Here is a 24901-nt window from a genome sequence, read left to right as displayed (position 1 = left end):
CTAGCGGCTAGGAGTCGAAGCCGAGGCCCAGCGCGTCGAGGGTTTTCAGCAAGGCATTGCGCTTGCCGCGGTTGTGGTCGGCCCGGTTGAGCGCCCAGCGCGTGGCCTGAATCCCAACGGATGCGATCGGCTCCGGCGGAAACGGCAGCGGACGACCGCGCACCATGGCCAGTTCAGTGCGCTCGGTGGCGCGGCCAGCCAGCTGGTCGAGCATGACCTGAGCGGCGAAGTGCGTGGCGCCGACCCCGAGGCCGGTGAATCCAGCCGCGTAGCTGATGCGCCCGCCGCGCGCCTGGCCGAAGAACGCGCAGAACTGCGTGGAGGTGTCGATGGCGCCGGCCCACTTATGGCTGAAACGCACCCCGGCCAGCTGCGGAAACGTCGTGAAGAAGTGGCTCGCGAGCTTGGCGAAGGTCTCGGGGCGGTTCTCATACCCGCTGCGCACCTTACGCCCGTAGTGATAGACGGCGTCGTAGCCCCCGAACAGAATGCGGTTGTCGGCGCTCAGCCGGTAGTAGTGAAACTGGTTAGCCAGGTCGCTGAGCCCCTGCCGGTGCTGCCAGCCGATCGCGGCGAGTTGGTCGGCATTCAGTGGTTCGGTCATGAGCACGTAGTCGTAGACCGGCACGGTTGCGAGTTTGTTGCGCTTGAGTAGCGACGGAAAGACGTTTGTGGCCAGAGCCGTCTTCTGGGCAGTCACGGAGCCGCCCGCCGTCACAACCCGGGTGCCCTGCGCCGCGGTCAGTCCGGTCGTGTCGAGGTTCTGCACGAGCGAGTTCTCGAAGATTTCGACCCCGCTGGAGGTGGCCACGCGAGCCAGCTCGGCGGCGAGCTTGCCCGGATGCACGAGGGCATTGCTGCGCTTGTGCCAGACCCCGGCCAGGAAGGTCGGAGACGCGACCTCGGCCTGCACGGCCGCCTGGTCGAGAAACACGGTGTTCTCGTCGGTCGTCTCCTCACGCAGCCACTCGATCTGGTGGTCCTCGATGGCGAGGTCGATGGCGCCGGTGCGCTCGAAATCGCAGTCCAGGCCGAGTGCGGCCACGGCTCGCTCGATTTCGTCGAGGTTCTCATTGCCGAGCTCGGTCAGCCGGTCGATCTCCTGCGGCCAGCGCGTGCGCCCGTTCTCTTCGCCGTGGGTGAGGCTCGCCTCGCAGAAACCGCCGTTGCGACCGGATGCCGCCCAGCCGACCGTGCGCGCCTCCAGCAGCACCACGCGCGCCGCCGGATTCTGTTGCTTGGCCAGCACCGCGCTCCACAAGCCGAGGTAGCCGCCGCCGACGATCGCCAGGTCGCAGTTGAGGTTGCCGGAGAGCCGAGGGTAGTTCGCACGCGGCGCGAGGTCGTCGAGCCAGAAGGAGCCCTGCCGGGTGCCGACGAGTGAGGCTGCGACAACGGATGCCGCGGGCCGGGCTCGGTCGAAAATTGTGCTGGTCATGCGGGATGCGCGTCCTCTCGCGGCGACGGTGCCGCCACCTGGTCTGGGCGCCACCAGCCTAGCGGCGCCCACCGCACGGCGGCGCGTGGCGCGTGCATCCGCTTGATGCGACCGGGACGTTAACGCGAAAGTGCCGCCCCGCGCGAAGCGGGACGGCACCGAGAAGACGCGACTCTAGATGATCGCGGCGCGCAGGGCGGCAGCGGCGGCGGCCGGGTCATCGGCGCCGTAGATGGCGCCGCCTGCGACGGCAACGGATGCCCCGGCGCGCTGCACCGAGGCGATGGTCGCCAGGCTCACGCCACCGGCCAGCGAGAACGGAACCTTGGCGGTTTCGCCCTGGTTGAGCAGCTTCGCGAGCGAGAATCCGGGCTCGGCCTGCTCGTCGAGTCCGGCGTGCATTTCGACGAACTGGGCACCGAGCGCGGTGACCTCGCGGGCGCGGGTGACCTTGTCGGCAACGCCGATCAGGTCGACGACGATGCCCTTACCGTGCTTGGTCGCGGCGGCGACGGCTCCGATGATGGTGCTGTCTCCGGCCGTGCCGAGCACCGTCACGAGGTCAGCGCCGGCGGCGAAGGCGATGTCGGCTTCGAGCTCGCCGGCATCCATCGTCTTGAGGTCGGCGAAGACGATCTTGTCGGGGTGCGCGGCCTTGATCGCGGTGACGGCGCGCAGGCCCTCAGCCTTGATCAGCGGGGTGCCGAGCTCGATGATGTCGACGTGCGGGGCGACCTGCGCGGCGAGCGCGAGCGCGGCGTCGGTGGTCAGTACGTCCATTGCTACCTGAAGCTTCATGGGGTTCTACTTTCTATTGGGGTAAGCGGTCTGTGGTTTTCGGGACGGGGCCTGGGCCCTATCCGGTTTGTTACTCGAGGTTGGCGTGACGCGGCCAGAGCTCGGCGGCCGTCGCACCGCTTCGCTGCCAGAGCGTGTGGAATAGGGCGTCGCCCACCAGCAGCACGGACTGTTCGAACAGCCCGCCCGAGTACTGCGCCGACACCTGCCCGGCGTGGTCCTGCTTGGCGGCCGCGGGGATGACCACGGTCACCGCGGCGAGGTGCCCGAGCGGCGACTCCGGCGCCGTCGTCAGCGCGAGAATGTTCGCACCCACACCGTGAGCCGTCTCGGCGGCGCGCACGATGGCGCCCGTCGTTCCGGATCCACTCGCCACCAGCAGCAGGTCGCCCTGCGCAATCGCCGGGCTGGTTACCTCGCCGACCACGTGCACGTCAAGGCCCAGGTGCATGAGCCGCATCGCGGTCATCTTCAACGCCAGCCCGGAACGGCCGGCTCCCAGCACGAACACCCGCGGTGCCACAGCGAGCAGGCTCGCCGCGTCATCCAGCACCACAGAAGCGGATGCCGCCCGCAGCGCGTCCACGACGCGGCCATTCTCGGCGAAAATGAGACCGAGGGCATCCGCTGTGGTGGGGGTGGTTGTCGTTTCGGTCATAGGTCAATACTCCACTCCTTCGAGCGGGCGTGCGGCCCGCCAAACGAATGGTTTTACTACCCAAACGAATTGCTCCGGGCAGGCTCCACGGACGGTTCGGATAGGCTATTCGCATGACCTTCCTCGCCGATTCACCCGTGCAGACCGCGCGCAGCATGGCCGCCGAACGCTCCAAGCTCATCGCCGACCTCACCGACACGCACGCGACCACGCTGGAATCCCTGCTCGCCGTGCTGCGCTCGAGCAGCACGAGTGACACCGCTGCCCGCCAGAAGGCCACCGAACTCGCCGCCGCGGCGATGGTCGCCCTGCGCGCGGTGAGCGACCTCGACCGGAGCCTCACCGAAGAACCTGTTGCCCGCGCCTTCGAACGTCTCAAAAATGACCTGCGCCCGCTGGTGCGCTTCGGCGACCTCGACGTGCAGTTCATCGAGCCGCCGGTCAACGGCCGCGCACTGCCCGGCGAAGTCGCCCACGAGGCCAGGGCCATCGTGCGCGGCGCCGTGCTCGCCCTGGTCGAGCAGACCGGGGTCGCGCGGGTGCGCGTTCAGTGGGACTGCGACGGCAGCAACCTGCTGATTCGCATTCGCGACGACGGGCCGGGCGACCTCGACGCCGAGGTTCCGAGCGTTCGCCAGCTGGCCGCCCGCGTCGTGGCGCTCAGCGGAACGCTGGGTGTCGAGGCGACCGCCGGCTGGGGGTCGGAGATGGCGGTGTCGCTGCCGCTCGACGCGCCCACGGCATCCGTTTCGGCGGCGGCAGCCTGGGGCCTCAGCCCGCGCGAGCGCGGCGTGCTCGAGCTTGTGGCGTCGGGCGCGCGCAACAAGGCGATTGCCGAGGCGCTGACCATCAGCGAGAACACCGTGAAGTTCCACGTGGCCAACCTGCTGCGCAAGGTCGGCGCCTCGACCCGCGCCGAACTCGCCTCCCTCGCCCGCTGAACGGATGCCCGGCGCGCCGCCAGCACGCCGGCCGCCGCGAGCATGGACAGGACTCACGCTAGGGTGAAGGAGTCAGAAGACACACAACCCACGGGAGCGCGCACCAGCGAGCTGAGAGGACGGCCAGGGCCGTCGACCGTTGAACCTGTCCGGGTAATGCCGGCGTAGGAAGTTCGAGAACATGCGCACAATTGACGAAATCTCCATGTCTGAAACCGTCACCACCGGCCCGATCCAGGGCAGCAGCAAACGCTACGAACCGGTGCCGGCCTGGCCAGGGCTCGAAATTCCGGTTCGCCGGGTGAACCTCAGCAACGGCGAACACTTCGACCTGTACGACACGTCCGGCCTATACACCGATGACACGGCCACGATCGACCTCGAGAAGGGGCTGCCGAAGACCCGGGCCGGGTGGGAACATCCGCTGCCCATCGACGGCGCTGCGACCCAGCTGGTCTGGGCCCGGGCCGGCATCGTCACCCCGGAGATGGCCTACATCGCCGCCCGCGAGGGCGTCTCTGTCGAGCTCGTGCGCGACGAGGTAGCCCGCGGCCGCGCGGTCATTCCGGCCAACCGCATGCACCCCGAGAGCGAGCCGATGATCATCGGCAAGGCCTTCACCGTGAAGATCAACGCGAACATCGGCAACTCCGCCGTGACCTCGTCGATCGCCGAAGAGGTCGAAAAAATGGTCTGGGCCGCCCGCTGGGGCGCCGACACCCTGATGGACCTCTCCACCGGCAAGGACATCCACCTCACCCGCGAGTGGATCATGCGCAACTCGCCCATTCCGGTAGGCACCGTTCCGCTCTACCAGGCCGTCGAAAAGGTCAACGGCGACCCGGCCCTGCTCACCTGGGAGATCTACCGCGACACCATTATCGAGCAGTGCGAGCAGGGCGTGGACTATATGACCGTGCACGCCGGAGTGCTGCTGCGCTACGTGCCGCTCACCGCCAACCGGGTGACCGGAATCGTCTCCCGCGGCGGCTCGATCATGGCCGCCTGGTGCCTCGCCCACCATCAGGAGAGCTTTCTCTACACCCACTTCGTGGAGCTGTGCGAGATTCTGCGCCGCTACGACGTGACCTTCTCGCTCGGCGATGGCCTGCGCCCCGGATCAATCGCCGACGCCAACGACGAGGCCCAGTTCGCCGAGCTTCGCACCCTGGGCGAACTCACCAAGGTCGCGAAATCTTATGGCGTGCAGGTGATGATCGAGGGTCCGGGCCACGTTCCGATGCACAAGATCGTCGAAAATGTGCGCCTCGAAGAGGAACTCTGTGAGGAGGCCCCCTTCTACACGCTCGGCCCGCTCGCCACCGACATCGCCCCGGCCTACGACCACATCACGAGCGCGATCGGCGCGGCCATCATCGCCCAGGCCGGCACCGCCATGCTCTGTTACGTCACCCCCAAGGAACACCTCGGCCTGCCCAACCGCGACGACGTGAAGACCGGAGTGATCACCTACAAGATCGCCGCACACTCCGCCGACCTGGCCAAGCAGCATCCGCGCGCGCAGGAACGCGACGACGCCCTCAGCCGGGCCCGCTTCGAGTTTCGTTGGACCGACCAGTTCGCGCTCTCGCTCGACCCCGACACCGCGCAAAGCTTTCACGACGAGACGCTGCCCGCCGGCCCGGCCAAAGCCGCCCATTTCTGCAGCATGTGCGGTCCCAAGTTCTGTTCCATGCGCATTTCAGCAGATGTTCGGGTGTATGCCGCAGAGAACGGCCTCACCAGCCTCGAGGCGATCGAGGCCGGGATGGCGGAGAAATCGGCTGAGTTCACCAGGATGGGTAGCTCGGTCTACCTGCCGTTGCGCGTACTCGGAGCCGACGAGCACTGATCGCGGAAGCTGATGGCGCGGCCAGCGGCACGCGCCGGCGCGCTGGCCGAATTGTGCGTGCGGGCCAGCGCGATCGGCCGGCACGCACAGTTTGACGATGGACACCAATCCGTGAGTCCCGGGCCCGGCCTAGAATATGGGCCCAGTTTCCGGGACCGGGCCCGGTCAGGTCTGGCGCGCACCTGGGTACACTCCGTCTCATGGTTCTCGCCATTCTCGCCTCCGCCCCGCCGCCGCACCACTAACCCCCACTGCAACGTCCAACCCGTTCCCGGCCCGGAAACCATCAGTAGCTAAGCGGTGACCCAATCACCCCAGCAGGGTTTTCCCATGGTGCCGGCACCAAGATTCCGCCATGACTCCCACAAACGCGACGCTGCGTCTGGTTCGCCTCGACGACGGCGCGAAGCATCCCGAAACCACTCGGCAGACGCAGCCCCGCCGCGCCCTGTCCCCGCGCCGCCGGAAGATTCTGATCCCGCTGGCCGTCGTCTGGCTCGTGATGGCAGCGCTGGCCTGTGCTCTGCTTCTCACCGGCACGAAGCCGAGCACCGCGTTTGGCGACACGACCGCCGTCCCCGGCGGGCTCGCCCGCATCAGCGCGGTCATCCCGCTCGAATCCGACGGCTGGGTACCGCCTGGCTCAGCCGACCGGCTCGACAGCGCTGTGCAGCCCGGCGCTCACCGCGTGCGCATCCTGCTCGAACTGACCGCAGCGGATGCCGCCGGTCTGTCTTTCGACGCCGCCGACTACTCCCTGTCCGGTGTCGGATCCCATGCCACCGCGCTCTGGGTCGACCTGAGCCAGCGGGAGGCGGCGGCCGGGACATCCGTTCTGGCAACCCTGGTCTTTGAGATCCCGAATCAGGCCATCGCCCTGGTTCTGGACGGCCCGCAGGGCGCGCGGTTATCGCTCGGAACGGGGCACCACACCGCACCCTGAGAATATCCCCCGAAATTGGGGGTAAATGTCTACTCCACACGCGGCTACCCCCGCCTATCGGCAAGCGGGCAGCATGGTTGCATTCCAACAGTGGAGGTCAGCATGACAACTGGATTCGTCACCCGAGAACAGCCCACCGCGACACCCATGGCCCACTTGAGCGTGCACGTACTTGGAAACCTCAGCGTTCGACGGGGATCGACCGTGCTGCACGCCCATCAGCTGGGCGGGCCCAAGCCTCGCCAGATCCTCGAAATTCTGCTCGTGCACCTGGGGCTGCCGGTCTCCAAAGACCGCCTCATTGAACTGCTCTGGGGCGCGAGCGCTCCGGTCGAGGCCCTGCCCACCCTGGAAAGTTACGTCAGCGTTCTCCGTCGCCATCTGCAGCCCGGCGCGGGAAAATTTGGCCCGCTGCAGACCACGACCGGCGGCTACGTGTTGGACCGTGAACTCGTCGACGTCGACCTTGACCAGTTCGACGTGCTGCTGAAGCGAGCGCAGAAGACCATTCCCGGCCTCGCGTATCCCCTGTTGCTGCGCGCTCTGGACCTCGCCGCCGCACCGCTGCTCGGCGACGAACTTCTGCCGGCCTGGGCAATGGAAGCCCGCGATCTGCACGCCGCCCGCCTCACCAGCGCCCGCATTCTCGCTTCGGAAACAGCTGCAGCCCTGCACCGCATCGATGACGCCCTCGATTTCGCGAACCTCGCACTGGCCGACGAGCCGTTGAACGAACGAGCCTGGACGGCCCTCATTCTCGGATTGGAGACCAGCGGGCGCCACGCCGAGGGCCTGCAAGCCTACGACCGGTGTCGCCGCTCGATGCAGAACGAGTTGGGCTGCGCTCCCGGCCCGATTCTGCACGCTGCCCAGCTTCGCCTGCTGCACGCTACGGCTGACGGCGACGGCGACCTGGCCGACGTGCTGTCCGCGCTGCTCATGCTGCACGACCAGCTTCGCCCGCCGCCGACGAGCGAGCCTGGGCGCCCTGCCACCACTTCTTCTTCGCGACCAGAGCCGGTCGCGGATTCCCTCCGGGAGGCTACTGATGTTGTCACGTCATTTCTGCGACGCGCCGTCACTCGTGCCTGAGCCGGCCCCGTCGGCCTCGTACCACATGGGGGGCCAAAGAGACAGGACTCGACAAAAACTCGGGTTGTCCTGATAATGGTCTCGCCAACCGGAACAGCACAGTGTGCTCCGGCAGCATCGAGGCTTAGTATCGGGCAGAGAGGTCCCCGCAGATGAGCGCGCAGATGTACCCGATCGAACCCAGCGTGCAGGGGACCAGCGCGACCGCGTCACTACCCGGCTCCGTCACGGTCGACACAACCCCGATGGGGCAAATTCGTATTCTCATCGTCGACGACCACACCACCTTCGCTGAACTGCTCACCGGTTCCCTGAACCGCGAACCCGATTTGTGCAGCGTCGGCTGGGCTAACAGCGTGGCCACCGGCATCGCCGCCTGCCAGGAATTGGTCCCCGACGTCGTGGTCATGGACTACCACCTACCCGACGGCAGCGGTCTCGTCGCGGCCACAGCCATCCTCGCCCGCGCTCCTCATACCCGAATTGTCATCCTCACCGGCGACCCGGCCCTCGAGGCTCTCGAGCAGGCCGCCGCGATCGGGGTCTGCGCGTTCCTACCCAAAGACGGCTCCCTCGCGACGGTGCTCGACACCCTGCGGCACGCGCGCATCGGCGGTTTCCTCGTGCATCCGTCCCTCGTTAGCCTATTGAGTGCCCGGCGGCGGCAGCGCAGCGAAGAGGTCCCCTTTCCCGAGCTGACCAAGCGTGAGCTCGCCGTGCTTCGACTGATGGGCGAGGGCTCCGACGTGCGGGCCAACGCGAGGGTTCTCGGAATTTCCGAGAACACCTGCCGCGGCTACGTCAAAGCCATCCTCGGCAAGCTCGGCGCGCACTCGCAGCTCGAGGCCGTCGTGATTGCCACCCGACTCGGTCTGGTGCCGGCGCAGCATGTCTAGAAGGCGGCCGGGCTCGTCGTTCCAAAACCGGCACGACGAGCATCAGGCCGCCGAACGCTCCGAGGTGCGCGCTGCGGTGCAGCGTTTTCTGCTCATGGGACTCGTTGCCCTGGTGCTGGTCGCCGTGCCGGTCGCCCTCTGGGTGCGCGCGCAGTCCGAGGCCAACGCCATGGCCAACGCGGTGTTGCACACCCAGCGGCTGGCTGACTACTCGCTCGGTCCGCTGATCACTGACGGCGTCGTGGCCGGCGATCCGGGATCCACTCGGCGCCTCGACGAGCGGTTGGCCCCCCGCCTCGCCGATGGGTCGCTCGTGCGCATCAAGGTCTGGGACGCCAACGGAAAAATCGTCTACTCCGATCTGCCCCTGCTCGTCGGCCAAAATTTTGCCCTCCCCAATTGGGCACCGGAGCTACTGGCCGGCGGCCAGGGCCGCGCCACCCTCGAGACGCAAACAGCCCCCGACGACCTGTATGAAACCGATTCGGGTGAACTTGTCGAAGTCTACGTGCGCTCCATCGCGAGCAACGGCAACGCGTTCATCCTCGAGGCCTACTTCAACGACGATGCCCTGCGCCATGAGCAAGACACCGTACTTCTCGGCCTTATCCCGGCCTTCCTGCTGTCGCTCGGAGCTCTGCAGCTGGCGCAACTCATACCGGCCGTGCAGCTGGCCCGGCGCATCCAAAATCACCAGTCCATCAAGCGCAAGCTGCTGCAACACGCTATCGATGCCTCCGACCTGGAGCGCCAGCGCATTGCGCGCGACCTGCACGACGAAGTCATTCAAGACCTTGCCGGGCTGTCCTATGCCCTCGAAGCCGAGGAACGGCACTCCGCACCGGAGAACCGGGCACTGTTCGGCCAGGCCAAAGCCATCCTGCAGAAGAACGTGCGCACGCTACGGGCGATGACCACCGAGCTGTACCCACCCGACCTCGAAGAGCTCGGGCTGCCGGCCGCCCTCACACGCCTCACCGCTCCGCTGCTCGAGCAGGGGATCGAGGTCAAACTTCACGTACCGGCCAACTGCGACCTCGATCGCGACCGTGCCGCCATGTTCTACCGGGTCGCCCGCGAGGTGCTCGCCAACACGGTGAAGCACGCCAAGGCCGGTGTTCTCGAGCTCACCCTCATGCAAGACGACGACCGCACCATTTTGCTCATTCACGACAACGGCTGCGGGTTCGATTTGAACGGGGGTGCCCCCGACAACCATCTGGGCCTGCGCATCATGCGCGACACCATTCACGTTGCCGGGGGCTCCCTTGAGGTACGCTCATGGATGGGCGGTGGCACCTCCGTCATGGCTACTCTCGATCGCGTGGCTCCGGTTCGATCTCGCTAGCCGCCGACCGGCGCCGACCCGTCCAGATCATGATGCCGACGGACCCGATCAGCAGCACGGTGAGACCGATGCCGTAGACGCTCCAGGCGTTCACGGCCGGGCCCGGCGAGGTCGCGGCTGTCGCGGACACGCTGCCATCGTGCCCGTGGCTCGCATCGCTGTCGGCAATGACAACCGCGGCCGGCTCGGGCTCGGCGGCCATATCCACGCCGGCTCCACCCGGCGTTCCGGCCGCAACGCGCACCTGATCGGCGGTGATTCCGGCACTGCGGGCCATGCCGCCGCGTACGTCGGCCACCACGTCATCGCCGAGCAGCGCTCCAAGGTAGCTGACCTCCAGTGTGTTGGCACCGATCGCACTGCCATAGTTGCCGAGATCATCCGAGAGGATGCCTTCCCGTGCGACTGCATCGGCCAGGGCGGTCGGGTCGGCCGAGTCCACGACGAAACGCAGGTCGTGCACGAGCACACTGAGCACGAAGTACGAATCGATCGACTCCGGTCCATCGCTCGCGAGCAACGCTCGCGCCTCATCCCTGGTGGCGCCTGCCGACAGCAGTACGGTCAGCTGGGGCACGCCCTGTTCGAGCACCCCGGCCGGCAATACGTCGGGCGAGATGTCGGTCAGCGCGAGATGCGAAGCGGATGCCCGTTGCTCCAGCCGCGCGCGCAACGCGGGCAGGTCAGCATCCGCTTCAACGGCGAGCACCACGCGGCGCTGCACCAGGGGGCCGTCAAAGGACACGGTCGGGCGACCGTTGCCGATCTCGGACCCGTTTTCAGCATTGGTGACGCTGACCGTCGGCGTGACACCGAACGGCGGGACGGAAGCCCCGGCGGTGCAGCCGCTCAGAAATACACCCAGTAGTCCAGCACTGAGCAGAGCAAGCAGCACCGCTGGGCTCCGACGAGGCGCGTGCAGCATCAGGTGCCGGCTGGCGTCCCCGGCAGGTACGCCGGGGTGTAGAAGTCTGGCGGCATGGTGTCCGGGTAGGAAGGATCGGAGTTGATCGGGTCGTTCACCCGGTAGTCGCCGACCGCGAACTGCACCATCATGTCGTGGTCCTCGTGCACGAGGTTGTGGCAGTGGATCATGTAGCGGCCACCGGCATCCGCTCCGGTGTCGAACTGCATGAGCGCGGTGATCGATTCGTTTTCGCCGGCGTAGAAGACGTCTTTCGGGCCATTTTCCCAGGAGAACGGTTTGCCGCCGTTGGTGTTGCGCGCGATGATCTTGGCGTCGACCAGGTGGACGTGCAACGGGTGGAACCAGCCGCCGGAGGCATTAATAATGGTCCACTGTTCCACATCGTAGGGCTGCGGATTGGCGAACAACTTGGTGAACCGTGAGGCCGCGACGTCGTCCCAGGTGACGCCGTTGATCTTCCAGACGCCGTTGGCCTTCTCCACCCTCAGTTCACGCTTGGCCTTGGCCATGGCGGGGGTCAGGTCCATGGTCGCGATGCCGCCGCGGCTCAGATTAAGCGCGCCTCCGTCGTCCAGGGTGGCCGGGATCGCCGAAATACTGCCCGCACTCGAACCGGAATCGGCCACGACCTCGAACCGCATGATCTTGTCCGTGTTCACGAAATTGACATTGTTCTTATTGCTCAGGTTCTTCAGGTCGATGGTCTGCCCGACCCGGTACTTTCTGAAATCGATCAGAATCTCGTATCGCTCGGCCGTGCCCTGCCGCCACGAGGCGACCGCCTGCACGCGGGGTACCATGCCAGCGTCGGTGCCGACCACGTACATCGGGTCGCCAGTCGACAGTGTGGGCCGAAAGGAGCGGGAGATCGACGCGACCAGCACCCGAAAACGGTAAATACGTGGCTTGACTTTCATGGTCGGCCACGGAACCCCGTTGACCATCACGATGTCGCCCCACAGACCATTGTGGGAATTGTCGTTGTAGCCGAGCGACCCGTCGGCGTTGAACATGACGTCCGAGATCATGAGCGGCACATCGAATTCACCCTGCGGCAGCTGGGCCCGCTCGTGAGCGTCCGACAGTGGGTAAAACCCGGCCAGGCCGGAATACACGTTCTGTGCGGTGAGGTGGTGATTGTGGTCGTGGTACCACAGGGTGCGCGCGGTCTGCCAGTTCGGATAATGGTAGTTCTTCACATAACCGGGAGACGTGTAGTCGTTGGCATAGCCGTCGTACTGCGGCAGCGAGGCCGAGCCGTGCAGATGCGTGACCGTGCGGAAGGCGTTGGCGTGCAGCAGACCCTGAGCCGGGAGGGCATTGCGGATGCGTACCTCGCAGCGAGTGCCCTGTGCGGCCCGAATGGTGGGGCCGGGAAACATGCCGTTGTACCCGGCCACGGTGGTGGACAGGCCCGGTACGAACTGGGCCTGGCCGAGCTTCTCGGTGAGCGAGTAGTAGGCGAAGGGACGCGAAGGATCACCGTTGTCAAAACCGGTTTTATACGGTGCCAGCACAGGGGGCCGGCGAAAGACACCAGCGTAGGGCACCGGCATGTTCTGCGGGGCGAGCTGGCTCTGGGTGATCAGGGGGACGGTCGGAACTACGTTGTCATTTCCCTCCATTCCGACCAGACCGAGCGCCCCGAATGCGCCCAATTGCAAAACTTCCCTGCGTGATGTCATGACCTCTCCTCAAGGCTTTCTACTGATATGCGTTGTACGGCAAAATGTGGGGACAGCCGGCCGGCGACTGAGATCCAATCGCCGGCCGACTTCGTGTTGCTGGTGTTCGGTTAGAGCACAGTGCCGGTCGTGAAGGTCCACGTAGCCGTCACCAGCGGGTTGCCCGCCAGGTCTCGAACGCTCGTGTTGCCACCGATGATGGCCACCCGGTACTGAACGTTCGAGGCAAGGGTCACGGAGGGGTTGATGGTCAGCACGTTGGTCGTGGCGTTGAACGCCGCAACCGAGGTGATGAGCGCTCCGTTGGAGACCCGAGTGATTCGAACCGTGGTCGCGCTGACTCCGGTGATGTCTTCACTGAGCAGCACGGTCACGTTGGCGTTCCGGCGTACCGCGATGGCTCCCGGTGCGGGGGTCCTCGTGAGGATCGTCGGTGCCGGGCCGGTGATGAAGGTCCAGGAACTGGCCACCATCGTGTTGCCCGCCACATCTTGGATACCCGAGAGGGTAGCCGTGTAGCTGCGGTCGGCGAGCAGTGTCGCGGTCGGGTTCAGCGTCGCGACACGAGTCGTGGCGTTGTACGACACGACGGCGGGGATCACCGTAGTACCGAGCCGCAGCACGAACGTCGTGCTGCTGACTCCCGTGACCGGTTCACTGAACGTTGCCGTCAGGTTGCCGGTCTGGCTGACCGAACGAGCGCCCGATGCCGGCGTGCGCGCCGTAACTGTCGGCAGCACGAACTCCGTGCGCGGCGTGACCGCGACCGAACGAGCGGATGCTGCTCCGGTGCCGGCCGCGTTGATCGCGGCGACATCGAAGGTGTATCCGGTGCCATTGGTCAGCGACCCGATGACCGCGGTGGTGACATTAGCCACCGTCGTGGTGCCCGTGGGCGTGGTGCCCGCACCGATGAAGGTGCGAACCACATAGCCCGTGATCGGTGCCGCATTGGTCACCGGCGCCGGGGCGGCCCAGTTCACCGTCACCTGCGCGTTACCGGCGACCGAAGTCCCGATCGTCGGAGCGCCCGCGACCACAGGTGCCGACGGTGTCACCGCATTGGACGAAGCCGAGAATGCGCTCGTTCCTTCCGCGTTGCTCGCCGACACCTGGAAGGTGTAAGTGGAGCCGTTGGTCAGCCCGGTGACAACCAGGTTGAATGCGGTTCCGACCGCGGTGCGCAGCGCACCGACCTGGGTTCCCGCCGCGTCAAGCACCTTCACCGAGAAGCCGGTGGGGATGCCGACGAGCGATGCGACCCAGTCCACGGTGGCCGTTGCATCACCGGCAACTGCGTTGACGGCCGTGGGGGCTCCCGGAGCTACGGTGTCGCTGAACTGCAGGCGTTCGATGTTGCGCAGGGTATCGGTACCATCGGTGCCGCGGTTGTCAAGCACCGTGGTAACCGTTCCGGCGGCTCCAAAGATGCCTGGAGTGCCGTCGGCATTCAGGGTGGTCACCTCGTAGTTACTGGTCAGGCCCGAGAACACTGCGGAGTCGATGTTGCCAGCCGACTGAGCAGCGGTGGGAGTGATAATTTCCCGAACCGCGACCAGGTTGCCCGGGTTCACCACTCCGGCAGCGACATCCTGTTCCAGGGTGTGGGTGCTGCCAGCCAGGTACGGGCGCTCCATCAGGTCGGTGCTGCCGATTTCGACACCGGCGTCATCACGCACGCTGATGCGAATCTGCAGGTACCGGTCGCCATCGATCACGTCGTTGGCGCCGCGCCCCTCGAGCGAGTCACTGCCGAGGCCGCCGAGGAGGATGTTGCCATCGCCCCAGACGTTGCCAACGAGCGGGCAGACACCCATCGGGGACAACGCTTCCACTCCCGCGAGCGGGACGGTCAACATCGACGACGAGACAAGGTCGCTCAGGCCGCTGATCCGGTCAATGCCGGTTTGGTCGAGCACGTCGCAGCCACTGAAGCCGGCACCACCTACGGTGCTGGGCACTGCGTTGTCACCACGGATCACGTCGTTGAACGCGGAACCCGAGTTGGCCTCCACTTCCTGCCAGCGGTCACGGTTGACCACGGCGGGCAGCGGAACTCCGATGAGGTTGTTGTTGATGTTCATGTCATCGTCGGCCGCCACCGTGTCGTATTGGTGGTTAGCCCAGTCGAACCCGGCTGAACCAGCGAACCGATCGATGGCTGCGTTGCTGGTCATGATGTCGTCGCCACCCTCGGCGTCGTAGTCGTTCTCGCCGACCTGGCCGACAAAGATGTCGTTGCCGGGAGCGGTTTGAGCGGGGTCGTTGAAGAAGGGCGCACTGTGATCACCGATCAGCAGGTCCTGGCCTGAACCACCCTGGATCCAGTCATCGCCACCGTCACCGAAGGTCGCGTCTGCACCATCACCACTTCTCACGAAGTCATTGCCGGGTCCGGCGAAGGTCTCGTTGTCGTTGGCTCCGCCGTTGGTGAAGTCCTGACCGTCACCGCCCATCATGATGTCGTTGCCGATACCGGTGTTGATGTAGTCGTTACCCGGACCACCCTTGGAAACGTCGGCTCCGGCAGAGTCCGTCAAGCGGTCGTTGCCGATGCCGCCCAGGGCGATATCGTCGCCGCCACTGCCTTCGATCACGTCATCGCCCTCGTTGCCAAGGAAGGTGTCGTTGTCGTTGCCGCCGGCGACCCGGTCGACGCCCGCGGTGCCGTTGTAGACCGACTGGCCGTTGATGCCGACCGGGTCGACCGAGTTGACCGCCTTGTACTGGATGGTCCCGTCCGGCTTGCGCAACAGCAATAGGTTCTCGTTGCAGTCCGTCGTGGCGGGGTCATCCGTCACGCTCGCACCCGTCGCCGCATAACCGGCAGGCGTGCCGGCCAGGTTGGCGAGCTGGAACTTGCAGTCTGCGGTGGCGAACGAGTCGGCCTTCAGGCTGGAAGCATCCGTGTTGCGCATCATCATCTCAGCGAAGGAGTTGCCCTCGAGCTGCGATCGCAGGTTCATTCCGGGGGTGCGGTTCAGGTAATAGAACCGGTCACCGTTCTGCAGGTCGGTCATCTGGTTCTCGAACACGTAGTTGAACGTGCTTCCCAGCAGACCACCGAACAGGTTGGTGTTTTCCGCGAGACCACCGACCCACAGGTCGACCATGTTCAGACCGGACTCCGCGGTTGCGTAGGCACCGGTGCTGTTCATGAAGTCGATGGCTTCGGCGCTCGGGGATATCCCGACGCCCGGGTCGACGACTGCCTTGGCCGCGGCACGCTTTCCAGCCATCGTGGTTTCGGCGGTGATGGTCGGGTAGGTGCCGTAGGCAGCCACGAAGTTGATGAGCGACTCCGGGTGCTTGAGGTGCTGACCGAAATCAGCCCAGCTCGTGTAGGGAGCCAGCTGACCGTCACCGGTTGCGTTGTGAATCTGGCGCCGCACCTCGTTCAACGCTGGCACACCCTCTGAGCGGGCACGCGTCATGTTTATCGTCGCCAGGTCGAGCGGCAGACCGAGCAGGTTGTTGCGCAGGGTGTCGGTGACGAACTCGTCGAGTTCGTTGCCCACCTGGTCACTCATGCCCATGATCACACTTCCGGCTGCCTGTTCAGAGGTCAGCGGCCCAGCAGGGCCACCGTCGGTATAGGCGATCGGGTTCAGGAAGCCCTTGAGCAGCGAGATGTCGTTGCCGGAGCCGTTCTCGTTGGTGCGCGCGATCGTCTCGGTCAGCATGGAGTGGCCGAAGCGGTACACCGCGTGGGCGAACTCCGCCTTGATGGCCGGGTCCAAATCGGTGTGGTAGACGTGGAACGGCTGAATGAGCGGCTGCACCTTGCGACCGAACTCCTCAAAGACGAGGTGCTGGTATTCCATCTCGGTGACGAACCGGGCGGCCTGGAACAGGCGCGAGCCGTTCCAGCTACCCACACCAGCACCCGCTCCCGCAGCCAGCTTCCACTCGGCCAGGGCGGCAACGCCCTTAACGGTGCCGTCGTTGGTGAGGGTGGTCTTGAATTCCTCGACCAGGCGGTCGTGTTCGGAGTGGAAGACCTGGTGAATGCTGGTCAGACCGATGTTCTCGTTGACGCGACCGTCTCCGGCACAAAAGTGCAGGTCGAGCATCTCGTCATCGTAGGTTCCGGCCGGCTGGCTGGCGAAATCGGCGGTGGCCGTCGTGTTCACGTCGGGCGTCGGGGCAACCGGCGGTGTGGCCGGGTTGTGGTCCGTATCCTGCGGGCTCGGGTCGGCGTTATGCGCGATATCGGTCAGGAACGGGGTGTGGAAATAGATGGCGTTGGCTGGCACCGCGACAGCATTTGCGATGTCGCCCTCGACCATACCGGTCGGTGTGACGTACATGGGCAGGCCACGGGCCGGGCCGGGAATGAAGTTGCCGTAGGGGTCAACCGCCATCTGCGGGATGTTCAGCACGTCTTTGTCCTGAAGCAGCAGTCCGAGCAGGTCCTTGGCCTGCGTCTTGACCGTTGCCCAAGTCGCCATGCCACCGGCCGTGGGACCGGCCAGGCCACCGAGCAGCCGACCGGTGTTGACCGGCTTGCCTGCAGCGTTGTTGGTGTACTCGCGCAGGAACAGCTGGTGTGACGGGTGCGAGGTGTAGGTCTGCGACTGGTCGACATAGGGCGAGTCGGTGTTGGCCGCGTCCTGCACGTCATCGGCGGTTCCGAGCACGCCGTCAACGCCGGGCTGGTTCTGCGCCCGGGTCAGCACCATGAAGCGCAGGTTCGGGTCGAGGTTGTCGGCCGTGGTGGCGAAATTATGGTCGGGTCCGGCAATGAGCGGGTCATCCGCCTGCAGCGGCACGAACACCGTACCGCCGCCCTTGACTGTCTGGTCGACGCCGTGGTCGAAGAACTGACCGAACAGCGTGAACAGCGAGTTGTACGGCGGCGACAGGCCAACATCGGTTGTCACGTTCGGAATGAACAGGGTCTCGTACTTGGGCACACAACCTGCAGGAACGCCCACGACCGGCGGATCAACGGTCAGGTCAGGGTCGGTCGTGCACGGGAACTTGCCGACCGCGTTCTGGGTACGCACCGGGAACCCGGCGGCAGCGACCGCTGCGGGATTGGTGGCGGTCTGATCCACGATCAGGTTGCTGATCTCGCGGGGCTGGGAGTCAACGACAGAGCCCGACTTCTGCTTGTAGCTAGTCGGACCAGGGGCACCGACGGGGAAGCTCGATGTGATCGGGTCAGCGTCGTTGAAGATCGGTGTCGTGAGGCGCGGAAACAACTGATCCGCTGCGCCATAGGTCTCGCGGCCGGCGATCAGGTTGTTGCACGATCCGTCGACGGTGCGCAGTCCGTAGGACGACAACCGGTCGGGAATCTGGTTGGGGCCGCTGCCGACCAGGGTTCCGCAGGGGTTCGCCGGCGTTGCCGTTGCGGCGTGAGCCTCGGCAATCTTGATCTGCTTGAGAATGTAGGCGAGGTCAGACGTGGTGACCGTGAACCCTTGGCCGACCGGCGCAACGGCCGCCGTGGCGGTGATCGCGGTGGACAGTCCGAGCACAGCATAGAGCACGACGGCCATACCGGCCGCGACCATGCGAGTGGTCCTGCGGAAGGCGCTCTTCGGTCTTCCAACGCCGTTGGGCGGTGGGCTACCTCGCATTCCGGTTGTATTTCTCGTGCTGCGAACGATTCCTTGACCTTCGAACCTGCTCATGACGCACCTATCTCTTCAGGGTGAGCGAATGCTGTAAGAGTGCGATGTAGGCCTTATGGAAACCTTGTGCATTCGCCCGTCCCCCCGCCCGCCTTCCACTGGGACGGGGCCCAGGCCCGGTCCCGGGGCCCAGGCTATAAACTGGGCCCACGGACGGGGCCTGGGCCCCGTCCACTTTGGGCCGGCACTCCCCGGCGTCCGCCCACCTCATTCCGTGCTACTTTCGCCAGACCATGTCTGATCCGTCTGCACCCACCGCGTCCACAGATCGCGCGCGCGATTCGGCCCCCCACCAAACGGATGCCCGCGGCCGCGTGGCCGTCGCCGACATCGCTGTCAGCCTGTTTCAGGCCCAGGGCTACGAAGCCACCAGTACCGCGCAGATCGCCGCAGCCGCTGGCGTCTCCCGCAGCACCTTCTTTCGTCAGTTCCGCTCGAAAGACGATGTGATCTTCGCCGACCACGACGAGTTGCTCGAGCAGATCGACGAGTTTTTCGCCACAGAGCACCCCGACCCCTGGCTGGCCGTCTGCGATGCGGCCGCGCTCGTATTCGAGCGGTTTCGGGAGCGCCTCGAGATCGTGCGGGTGCGCGACCTGGTCGTGCGCCAGACATCCGTTCTGCGCGACCGCGAAACGGTGATGGTGTCCCGCTACGAGAAAACGTTCTCGGCCTATCTGCGCCGCTGTCTGCCGGGTGTCGACCCGGTGGTGGCGATTCAATTTGCGGCGGCCGTCACGGCCACGCACAACTTCGAGTTGCGGCGCATGATTCGCGCCATCGACGCCAGCGCGGTGCTCGATTCGGCCGGTCTGGCGGCGCAGCTGCACGCCGTGCGCAATCGCTTTGCACCCGTCGGCGAATCGGCCAGGGGCGCGAGCGAGCTGCTCGTCGCGGTCTTTTCCGCCTCTGCCCTGCCGGCAGACGTCGCCCGCGTGATCGAGAACCGACTTCGATCCACAGCAATTTGACACCAAGTGTCACTTGACGTGAGACTCAGTGTCAGATAGAACTGAAGTCACACCTGCTACTGCGAAAGGCAATGATGCCCGATTACGATGTCTCCGCCCCGCTCGACACCGACTACTACGGTGTTTTCGCCGATGTGCCCGAAGCTGATCGAGCGTTCTGGAGCCGGGCTCGCACCTTCGCGGTGGAGACCCTCGACGAGCTGAGCGAGGCCTGGGACAAGGCGGAGTACCCGTTGCACCTGGCTCGCCGCCTGGGCGAACTCAATCTGCTCACCGACGGAGTCGAGGGGCCGGGCCTCACCCCCATGTCCCCGCTCGCGGCCGGCCTGGTGAACATGGAGATCTCCCGCGGCGACGGCTCGATGGGCACCGTCGTGGCCGTGCAGGGCGGGCTCGCCCTGCGCAGTATCGCCATGTTCGGCAGCGACGAGCAAAAGGCCACCTGGCTGGTGCCGCTGGCCCGCGCCGAGAAGCTGGGTGCCTTTGCCCTGACCGAACCCGACCACGGCTCGGACTCGGTGGGCCTCGAGACCACCGCACACCGCGACGGCGACGAATGGGTTATCAACGGCGAGAAGAAGTGGATCGGCAACGGCTCGGTCGGCGACGTCACCGTGGTCTGGGCCCGCGAAGACGACGGCAATGTACGCGGCTTCCTGGTCGACCAGGCCCTGCCCGGCTACCGCGGCGAGACGATGCTCGGCAAAGGTTCGCTGCGCGCGGTACACCAGGCGCGCATCACCCTGACCGATGTGCGGATTCCCCTCGACGCTGTTCTGCCCGGCACCCACACCTTCAAAGACACGGCAGTCGTTCTGTTCGCGACCCGGCTCGGGGTCGCCTGGTCGGCGCTCGGTCACGCCACAGCCGTGTTTGAGGCTGCCCTCAACTATGCGCAGCAGCGCGTGCAGTTCGGCAAGCCGATTGCCGGTTTTCAGATCGTTCAGGAGCGGCTCACCCTCATGCTCTCCGAGCTCACCTCGATGCAGCTGCACTGTATTCGGCTGGCCGAACTGGACGCCGCCGGCACCCTGCGGCCCATCCAGGCCAGCCTCGCCAAGTTCCACAACACCCGCGCTGCGCGTTCGCTCGCCTCCCTCGCCCGCGACATGCTCGGCGGCAACGGCATCCTGCTGGAGAACCACGTCATTCGGCACCTTGCCGACATCGAGTCCATCCACACCTACGAGGGCACCGAGAGCATCCAGTCGTTGCTCATCGGTCGCGACCTGACCGGGGTCAGCGCCTTCCACTAGGTTCGACCTGCACGAGCTTTCGCTTGCATCATCTTTTCGGACAAAGGAGTCCCGCATGATCGACCTGACCCTGAGAACCACAAACTCACCCAACGACTCACCGCTCACACCCATGCGGTTCCTGCAGCGCAGCGCTGAAGTATTCCCAAACAAGGATGCGATCATCTACGGATCTCGTCGCTACAGTTACCAGGAATTTTCGCAGGCTGCGGAGGAGCTGGCCCACGCCATCCGCTCGCGCATCACGCCTGGCGACCGGGTCATATTCCTCGCGCCGAATATACCCGAGATGCTCATCGCGCACTACGCCGTGCCCTTGGCCGGCGGCGTGCTCGTCGCGCTGAACTCACGGCTGGCCGGGCCGGAGGTGCACTACGTCCTCGAGCATTCAGAGGCCACCCTGCTGTTCATTGACGCCGAACTGGTCGCCGGTGTCGGTGACGCTTTCGCGGCATCCGCTGCCCTGAAGGGCGTGATCGAAATCGCCGACGGCGAGTTCGGCATCACCGAGAGCGGACTCGATGTGGGCCAGCAGACGCTGGAGTCCTTTCTGGCCGATGCCGACAACGACTCCGCCGAGCCGCTGGCCTGGGAGGTTTCCGACGAGCGATCGGTGATCTCGATCAACTACACCTCGGGCACGACGGGCAAGCCGAAGGGCGTCATGTACTCGCACCGCGGTGCATACCTCAACTCCTTCGGCGAGGTGTTCCACAACAAGTTTACGAGCGACTCCGTCTACCTGTGGACGCTGCCCATGTTCCACTGCAACGGCTGGTGCACACCCTGGGCGGTCACCGCGGCCGGTGCCACCCACGTCTGCCTGCGCACGGTGCGGGCCGAATCGGTCTGGTCGGCCATCGACACCCTCGGCGTGACCAACCTGTGTGGCGCCCCCACGGTGTGCGGCGTGATCGCCAACGCTCCCATGAAGCACGTGCTCGAGACGCCGCTCTCGATCACCACAGCTGGTGCCCCGCCGTCGCCGAGCGTGATCGAACAGCTCGACGCCCTCGGCATCACGGTCGTGCACGTCTACGGCCTCACCGAGGTCTACGGTCCGTACACGATCTGCGAATACCAGCGCGAGTGGGATGACCTGCCCGCCGACGAACGTGCCCGCAAGATCTCCCGCCAGGGAGTGGGCATGGTGCAGGCCGAATCGGCTCGCATCGTCGACTCGGCCATGACCGACGTTCCGGCCGACGCCGCGACCATCGGCGAAGTCGTGCTGCGCGGCAACAACATCATGCTCGGCTACTTCAAAGACCCGCAGGCCACAGCGGATGCCTTTCGCGGTGGCTGGTTCCACACCGGCGACCTCGGCGTCATGCACCCGGACGGCTACATCGAGATCAAGGACCGCGCCAAGGACATCATCATCTCCGGCGGCGAGAACATCTCGACGATCGAGGTCGAAAACGCCATGCTCACCCATCCGACTGTGCTCGACGTCGCCGTGGTCGGCATGCCGCATCCGAAGTGGGGCGAGCGGCCCAAGGCCTACGTCGTGCTCCGCCCGGACGCCCTCGTGACCGAGGTCGACCTGCTCACGCATACTCGCTACCTGATCGCGGCATTCAAGGTGCCCGACTACGTCACCTTCGTTGACGCCCTGCCGCGCACGGCCACCGGCAAGATCATGAAGGTCGTGCTGCGCGAACTGCCAGAAGAGGTCGTCGAACCCGTCGTGTCATAGGGCGAGTGTGCACAACTGCGGAGATTCGCCCCGATACAGGCCACCCCAGTCGGAATGCGCCGCTAACTCGAATTTCTCCGCGTTTACGCACGCACACCCGGACAGCCAAGGCCCGCAGCCCGGACGCGGTGCCCGTGCGCGACCGAAACGCGGCGGGCAGGCAGTTTGCCAGCATCCGTCTATAGCCTTATAAGCACAATGGAAGACCCTCCCTCGCATAAACCCTCGCCCACCACCACCGACATGCCTCTTTCACTTAGAGGACCTCAACATGTATGAGTGGATCATGGTGGGCGCAGGACTCCTCCTCACCGTCGGAACGGGAATTTTCGTAGCCTCCGAGTTTGCCCTCGTCACGCTCGACCGCAATGAGCTCGAAGCTCGGCGTGATCGTGGCGAGAAACGCCTCGGTCCGACCATCAAAGCGCTCAAGATCACCTCGACGCACCTATCGAGCGCCCAGCTGGGCATCACCCTCACCACGCTACTGACCGGGTTCACCTTCGAGCCGGCCATCCGCTCACTGCTCAGCGGGCCGCTGACGAGCGTCGGTGTGCCTACCGGCATCGTGCCGCTGGTGGGAACCATCGTGGCGATCTCGCTCGCGACGCTGTTCTCCATGGTGATCGGCGAACTCGTTCCCAAGAACTTCGCCCTCGCCGTACCGCTCGCTACGGCAAAGATCGTGGTGCCGGCCCAGGCCGCATTCACAGCGGTGTTCAAACCCTTCATTCTGCTCTTCAACAACACGGCCAACGCGATCATTCGTCGGTTCGGCATTGAGCCAAAAGAAGAACTCTCCGGTGCCCGCAGCGCCGAAGAGCTGAGCTTTCTGGTGCGCCGCTCCGCCCTCGAAGGCGTGCTGGACGACGACCACGCCGCTATGCTGCACCGTACCCTGCGCTTCTCCGAGCACTCCGCCGCCGATGTCATGACCCCGCGGGTGCGCATGGCTTCCGTCCGCGTCACCGACTCCGCCGAGAGCATTGTGCGCCTCGCGACGACCAGCGGCTACTCGAGGTTTCCGGTGATCGACAAGAACTCCGACGACATCGTCGGGGTGTTGCACGTGAAACAGGCCTTCGCTGTCGCGTTGAGTGAGCGTGCCACAGTCACCGCCTCCGACCTGAAGGTGGACGCCCTGCGCGTTCCCGAGACCATGGGCGTCGACTCCCTGCTTGCCGCTCTGCGCCAGCAGGGATTCCAGATCGCCGTCGTCGCCGACGAGTACGGCGGAACCGCCGGCATCGTCACCCTCGAGGACCTGGTCGAAGAACTAGTCGGTGAACTCGAAGACGAACACGACCGGGCCAAGGCCGGCGTCGTCCGCTCCGGCCGCTCGGTCGTCTTCGACGCCGCCTTGCGCCCCGACGAACTGTTCGACCGCGCCGGCGTCACCATCCCCGATGACGGGGGCTATGACACGGTCGGCGGATTCCTCGCCGACCAGCTCGACCGCATTCCCGAACTCGGCGACGAGGTCGCCATCGACGGCGGCGTGCTGCGCATCGACCGCGTCGACGGCGTGCGCGTGCACCGCATCCGCTATACGCCCGCTAATCCCGAGACCGATCCCAGCCTGACCACCACACACGACCGAATCGTGATTGAAATCAAGAAAGACCTGATCCATGAGTAGCGCCGATTTAACCGCGTACCTCCCCGGCCTGGCCTGGCTCGTCGTGCTGCTGGTCGTGAACGCGTTCTTCGTCGGTGCCGAGTTCGCTGTGATCTCGGCTCGGCGCTCCCAGATAGAGCCGCTGGCCGAACGGGGCAGCAAAGCGGCCAAGACCACCCTGTGGGCGATGGAACACGCGACCCTGATGCTCGCCACCAGCCAGCTCGGCATCACGGTGTGTTCGCTGCTTATCTTGAACGTCTCCGAGCCAGCCATCCACGGACTGCTCGAATTCCCGCTCGCGGGTACCGGCCTCTCTGAAGGCATGATCAGCACGATCGCGTTCACCTTCGCGCTCGTCCTGGTGACCTTTTTGCACGTGGTCTTCGGCGAAATGATTCCGAAGAATATCTCGTTCTCCGTTCCCGAAAGGGCCGCCCTGATTTTGGCGCCGCCGCTCGTGTTCGTCGCCCGCGTCTTCAACCCAATCATCTTCAGCCTCAACTGGCTGGCCAACGGGGTGTTGCGCCTGTGCAAGGTCGAGCCCAAGAACGAGGCGACAAGCGCGTTCACCCTCGACGAGGTCGCGAGCATCGTGGAGCAGTCCACCCGCGAGGGCATGCTGCAGGATGCCTCGGGCACACTCAGTGCAGCGTTTGAGTTCACGTCGAAGAAGGTGACCGACGTGCAGGTGACCATCGAATCCATGGTCTGCCTGCCATCGACCGCCTCCCCGGCCGACATCCAGCAGGCGGTCGGCCGCCACGGCTTCTCCCGCTACATTCTGACCGACGACGACGGGCAGCCAAGCGGTTACCTGCACCTGAAAGACGTCCTGGACCTCACCGGCGGCGACAGCTTCACCGAGCCGGTGCCGGGAAAACGGCTGCGCCGCCTCGCATCCGTTTCGTGTGACAGCGAACTCGAGGACGCACTCGCCTCGATGCGCCGCCTGGGCGCCCACGTCGCTACCGCGTTCGATGCGAACGGCACCGTGACCGGAGTGCTCTTTCTCGAGGACATCATCGAGGAGCTCGTCGGTCAGGTCGAGGACGCCACCTCGATCTGACCCGCCGGAAACCGGGCACCGCACACGCAAGCAACGTACTGTTGTTTGGGTGCTTAGCGACGATTCC

At 65.5% G+C, this 24901-nt stretch carries 17 protein-coding genes; 11 read left to right on the top strand and 6 right to left on the bottom strand.

Going from position 1 to position 24901, the window contains the following annotated elements:
* Nucleotides 1-7 precede the first annotated feature (7 nt).
* The 3 genes from BLS91_RS01515 to hxlB all read right to left on the bottom strand — a co-directional run bounded on the left by BLS91_RS01515 (nt 8) and on the right by hxlB (nt 2894).
* Nucleotides 8-1438: an NAD(P)/FAD-dependent oxidoreductase gene (locus tag BLS91_RS01515; protein ID WP_092338523.1), complete on the bottom strand. Its 1431-nt coding sequence runs from the start codon at nt 1436-1438 to the stop codon at nt 8-10.
* Between the two features lie 174 nt (nt 1439-1612).
* Entirely contained in the window at nt 1613-2236 is a 624-nt protein-coding gene (hxlA, locus tag BLS91_RS01510) for a 3-hexulose-6-phosphate synthase (protein WP_092338521.1), read from the bottom strand.
* Nucleotides 2237-2306: 70 nt separating this feature from the next.
* Nucleotides 2307-2894, bottom strand: coding sequence for a 6-phospho-3-hexuloisomerase (gene hxlB, locus BLS91_RS01505; protein WP_092338519.1), 588 nt, complete (start codon nt 2892-2894; stop codon nt 2307-2309).
* A 113-nt stretch (nt 2895-3007) separates the two neighbouring features.
* Between hxlB and BLS91_RS01500 the strand changes: the two genes are divergently transcribed.
* The 6 genes from BLS91_RS01500 to BLS91_RS01475 all read left to right on the top strand — a co-directional run bounded on the left by BLS91_RS01500 (nt 3008) and on the right by BLS91_RS01475 (nt 9966).
* The gene (locus BLS91_RS01500; protein WP_092338517.1) at nt 3008-3835 is read left to right on the top strand and encodes a response regulator transcription factor; all 828 of its coding nucleotides are present in this window, start codon (nt 3008-3010) and stop codon (nt 3833-3835) included.
* A gap of 181 nt (nt 3836-4016) precedes the next feature.
* Nucleotides 4017-5687, top strand: coding sequence for a phosphomethylpyrimidine synthase ThiC (thiC, locus tag BLS91_RS01495; RefSeq protein ID WP_092338789.1), 1671 nt, complete (start codon nt 4017-4019; stop codon nt 5685-5687).
* Nucleotides 5688-6042: 355 nt separating this feature from the next.
* Nucleotides 6043-6630 carry a hypothetical protein gene (locus BLS91_RS01490; RefSeq protein WP_092338515.1) on the top strand — a complete coding sequence of 196 codons (588 nt, stop codon included), beginning with the start codon at nt 6043-6045 and terminating at the stop codon, nt 6628-6630.
* 102 nt (nt 6631-6732) lie between these two features.
* Nucleotides 6733-7722 (top strand): AfsR/SARP family transcriptional regulator, encoded by a 990-nt coding sequence (locus BLS91_RS01485; RefSeq protein ID WP_092338512.1) that lies wholly within the window; start codon nt 6733-6735, stop codon nt 7720-7722.
* Nucleotides 7723-7874: 152 nt separating this feature from the next.
* The gene (locus BLS91_RS01480) at nt 7875-8618 is read left to right on the top strand and encodes a response regulator transcription factor (RefSeq protein WP_092338510.1); all 744 of its coding nucleotides are present in this window, start codon (nt 7875-7877) and stop codon (nt 8616-8618) included.
* Nucleotides 8611-9966 (top strand): sensor histidine kinase, encoded by a 1356-nt coding sequence (locus BLS91_RS01475; RefSeq protein ID WP_092338508.1) that lies wholly within the window; start codon nt 8611-8613, stop codon nt 9964-9966. Before BLS91_RS01480 ends, BLS91_RS01475 begins: the two co-directional genes overlap by 8 nt.
* Here the strand turns inward: BLS91_RS01475 and BLS91_RS01470 are convergent.
* From BLS91_RS01470 to BLS91_RS01460, 3 genes are all read right to left on the bottom strand, one after another.
* Nucleotides 9929-10861: a hypothetical protein gene (locus BLS91_RS01470; protein WP_092338506.1), complete on the bottom strand. Its 933-nt coding sequence runs from the start codon at nt 10859-10861 to the stop codon at nt 9929-9931. The genes BLS91_RS01475 and BLS91_RS01470 overlap by 38 nt on opposite strands.
* 29 nt (nt 10862-10890) lie before the next feature.
* On the bottom strand, nt 10891-12579 hold the full coding sequence (locus tag BLS91_RS01465) for a multicopper oxidase family protein (protein WP_092338504.1): 1689 nt from the start codon (nt 12577-12579) through the stop codon (nt 10891-10893).
* 110 nt (nt 12580-12689) lie between these two features.
* On the bottom strand, nt 12690-18101 hold the full coding sequence (locus BLS91_RS01460; protein WP_092338502.1) for a peroxidase family protein: 5412 nt from the start codon (nt 18099-18101) through the stop codon (nt 12690-12692).
* A gap of 353 nt (nt 18102-18454) precedes the next feature.
* Between BLS91_RS01460 and BLS91_RS01455 the strand changes: the two genes are divergently transcribed.
* From BLS91_RS01455 to BLS91_RS01435, 5 genes are all read left to right on the top strand, one after another.
* Nucleotides 18455-19192 (top strand): TetR/AcrR family transcriptional regulator, encoded by a 738-nt coding sequence (locus BLS91_RS01455; protein WP_092338500.1) that lies wholly within the window; start codon nt 18455-18457, stop codon nt 19190-19192.
* Between the two features lie 71 nt (nt 19193-19263).
* Nucleotides 19264-20448: an acyl-CoA dehydrogenase family protein gene (locus BLS91_RS01450; protein WP_092338498.1), complete on the top strand. Its 1185-nt coding sequence runs from the start codon at nt 19264-19266 to the stop codon at nt 20446-20448.
* Nucleotides 20449-20503: 55 nt separating this feature from the next.
* Complete coding sequence (locus BLS91_RS01445) at nt 20504-22147, top strand: AMP-binding protein (protein ID WP_092338496.1); 1644 nt, start codon at nt 20504-20506, stop codon at nt 22145-22147.
* 271 nt (nt 22148-22418) lie between these two features.
* Nucleotides 22419-23786, top strand: coding sequence for a hemolysin family protein (locus BLS91_RS01440; protein ID WP_092338494.1), 1368 nt, complete (start codon nt 22419-22421; stop codon nt 23784-23786).
* Entirely contained in the window at nt 23779-24834 is a 1056-nt protein-coding gene (locus tag BLS91_RS01435) for a hemolysin family protein (RefSeq protein WP_092338492.1), read from the top strand. Before BLS91_RS01440 ends, BLS91_RS01435 begins: the two co-directional genes overlap by 8 nt.
* Nucleotides 24835-24901: the final 67 nt, after the last annotated feature.

Source organism: Cryobacterium flavum, from assembly GCF_900103805.1.
Classification (GTDB): domain Bacteria; phylum Actinomycetota; class Actinomycetes; order Actinomycetales; family Microbacteriaceae; genus Cryobacterium; species Cryobacterium flavum.
This window is presented reverse-complemented; position numbering and strand designations above follow the sequence as displayed.

Excerpts from the sequence above, each read along its gene's own strand:
- BLS91_RS01460 (WP_092338502.1), bottom strand. The coding sequence starts at position 18,101 with ATGGTCGCGGCCGGTATGGCCGTCGTGCTCTATGCTGTGCTCGGACTG.
- BLS91_RS01445 (WP_092338496.1), top strand. The coding sequence starts at position 20,504 with ATGATCGACCTGACCCTGAGAACCACAAACTCACCCAACGACTCACCG.
- BLS91_RS01440 (WP_092338494.1), top strand. The coding sequence starts at position 22,419 with ATGTATGAGTGGATCATGGTGGGCGCAGGACTCCTCCTCACCGTCGGA.
- BLS91_RS01435 (WP_092338492.1), top strand. The coding sequence starts at position 23,779 with ATGAGTAGCGCCGATTTAACCGCGTACCTCCCCGGCCTGGCCTGGCTC.
- BLS91_RS01490 (WP_092338515.1), top strand. The coding sequence starts at position 6,043 with ATGACTCCCACAAACGCGACGCTGCGTCTGGTTCGCCTCGACGACGGC.
- BLS91_RS01455 (WP_092338500.1), top strand. The coding sequence starts at position 18,455 with ATGTCTGATCCGTCTGCACCCACCGCGTCCACAGATCGCGCGCGCGAT.
- hxlA (WP_092338521.1), bottom strand. The coding sequence starts at position 2,236 with ATGAAGCTTCAGGTAGCAATGGACGTACTGACCACCGACGCCGCGCTC.
- BLS91_RS01515 (WP_092338523.1), bottom strand. The coding sequence starts at position 1,438 with ATGACCAGCACAATTTTCGACCGAGCCCGGCCCGCGGCATCCGTTGTC.
- BLS91_RS01450 (WP_092338498.1), top strand. The coding sequence starts at position 19,264 with ATGATGCCCGATTACGATGTCTCCGCCCCGCTCGACACCGACTACTAC.
- BLS91_RS01485 (WP_092338512.1), top strand. The coding sequence starts at position 6,733 with ATGACAACTGGATTCGTCACCCGAGAACAGCCCACCGCGACACCCATG.
- BLS91_RS01500 (WP_092338517.1), top strand. The coding sequence starts at position 3,008 with ATGACCTTCCTCGCCGATTCACCCGTGCAGACCGCGCGCAGCATGGCC.
- thiC (WP_092338789.1), top strand. The coding sequence starts at position 4,017 with ATGCGCACAATTGACGAAATCTCCATGTCTGAAACCGTCACCACCGGC.
- BLS91_RS01480 (WP_092338510.1), top strand. The coding sequence starts at position 7,875 with ATGAGCGCGCAGATGTACCCGATCGAACCCAGCGTGCAGGGGACCAGC.
- BLS91_RS01475 (WP_092338508.1), top strand. The coding sequence starts at position 8,611 with ATGTCTAGAAGGCGGCCGGGCTCGTCGTTCCAAAACCGGCACGACGAG.
- hxlB (WP_092338519.1), bottom strand. The coding sequence starts at position 2,894 with ATGACCGAAACGACAACCACCCCCACCACAGCGGATGCCCTCGGTCTC.
- BLS91_RS01465 (WP_092338504.1), bottom strand. The coding sequence starts at position 12,579 with ATGACATCACGCAGGGAAGTTTTGCAATTGGGCGCATTCGGGGCGCTC.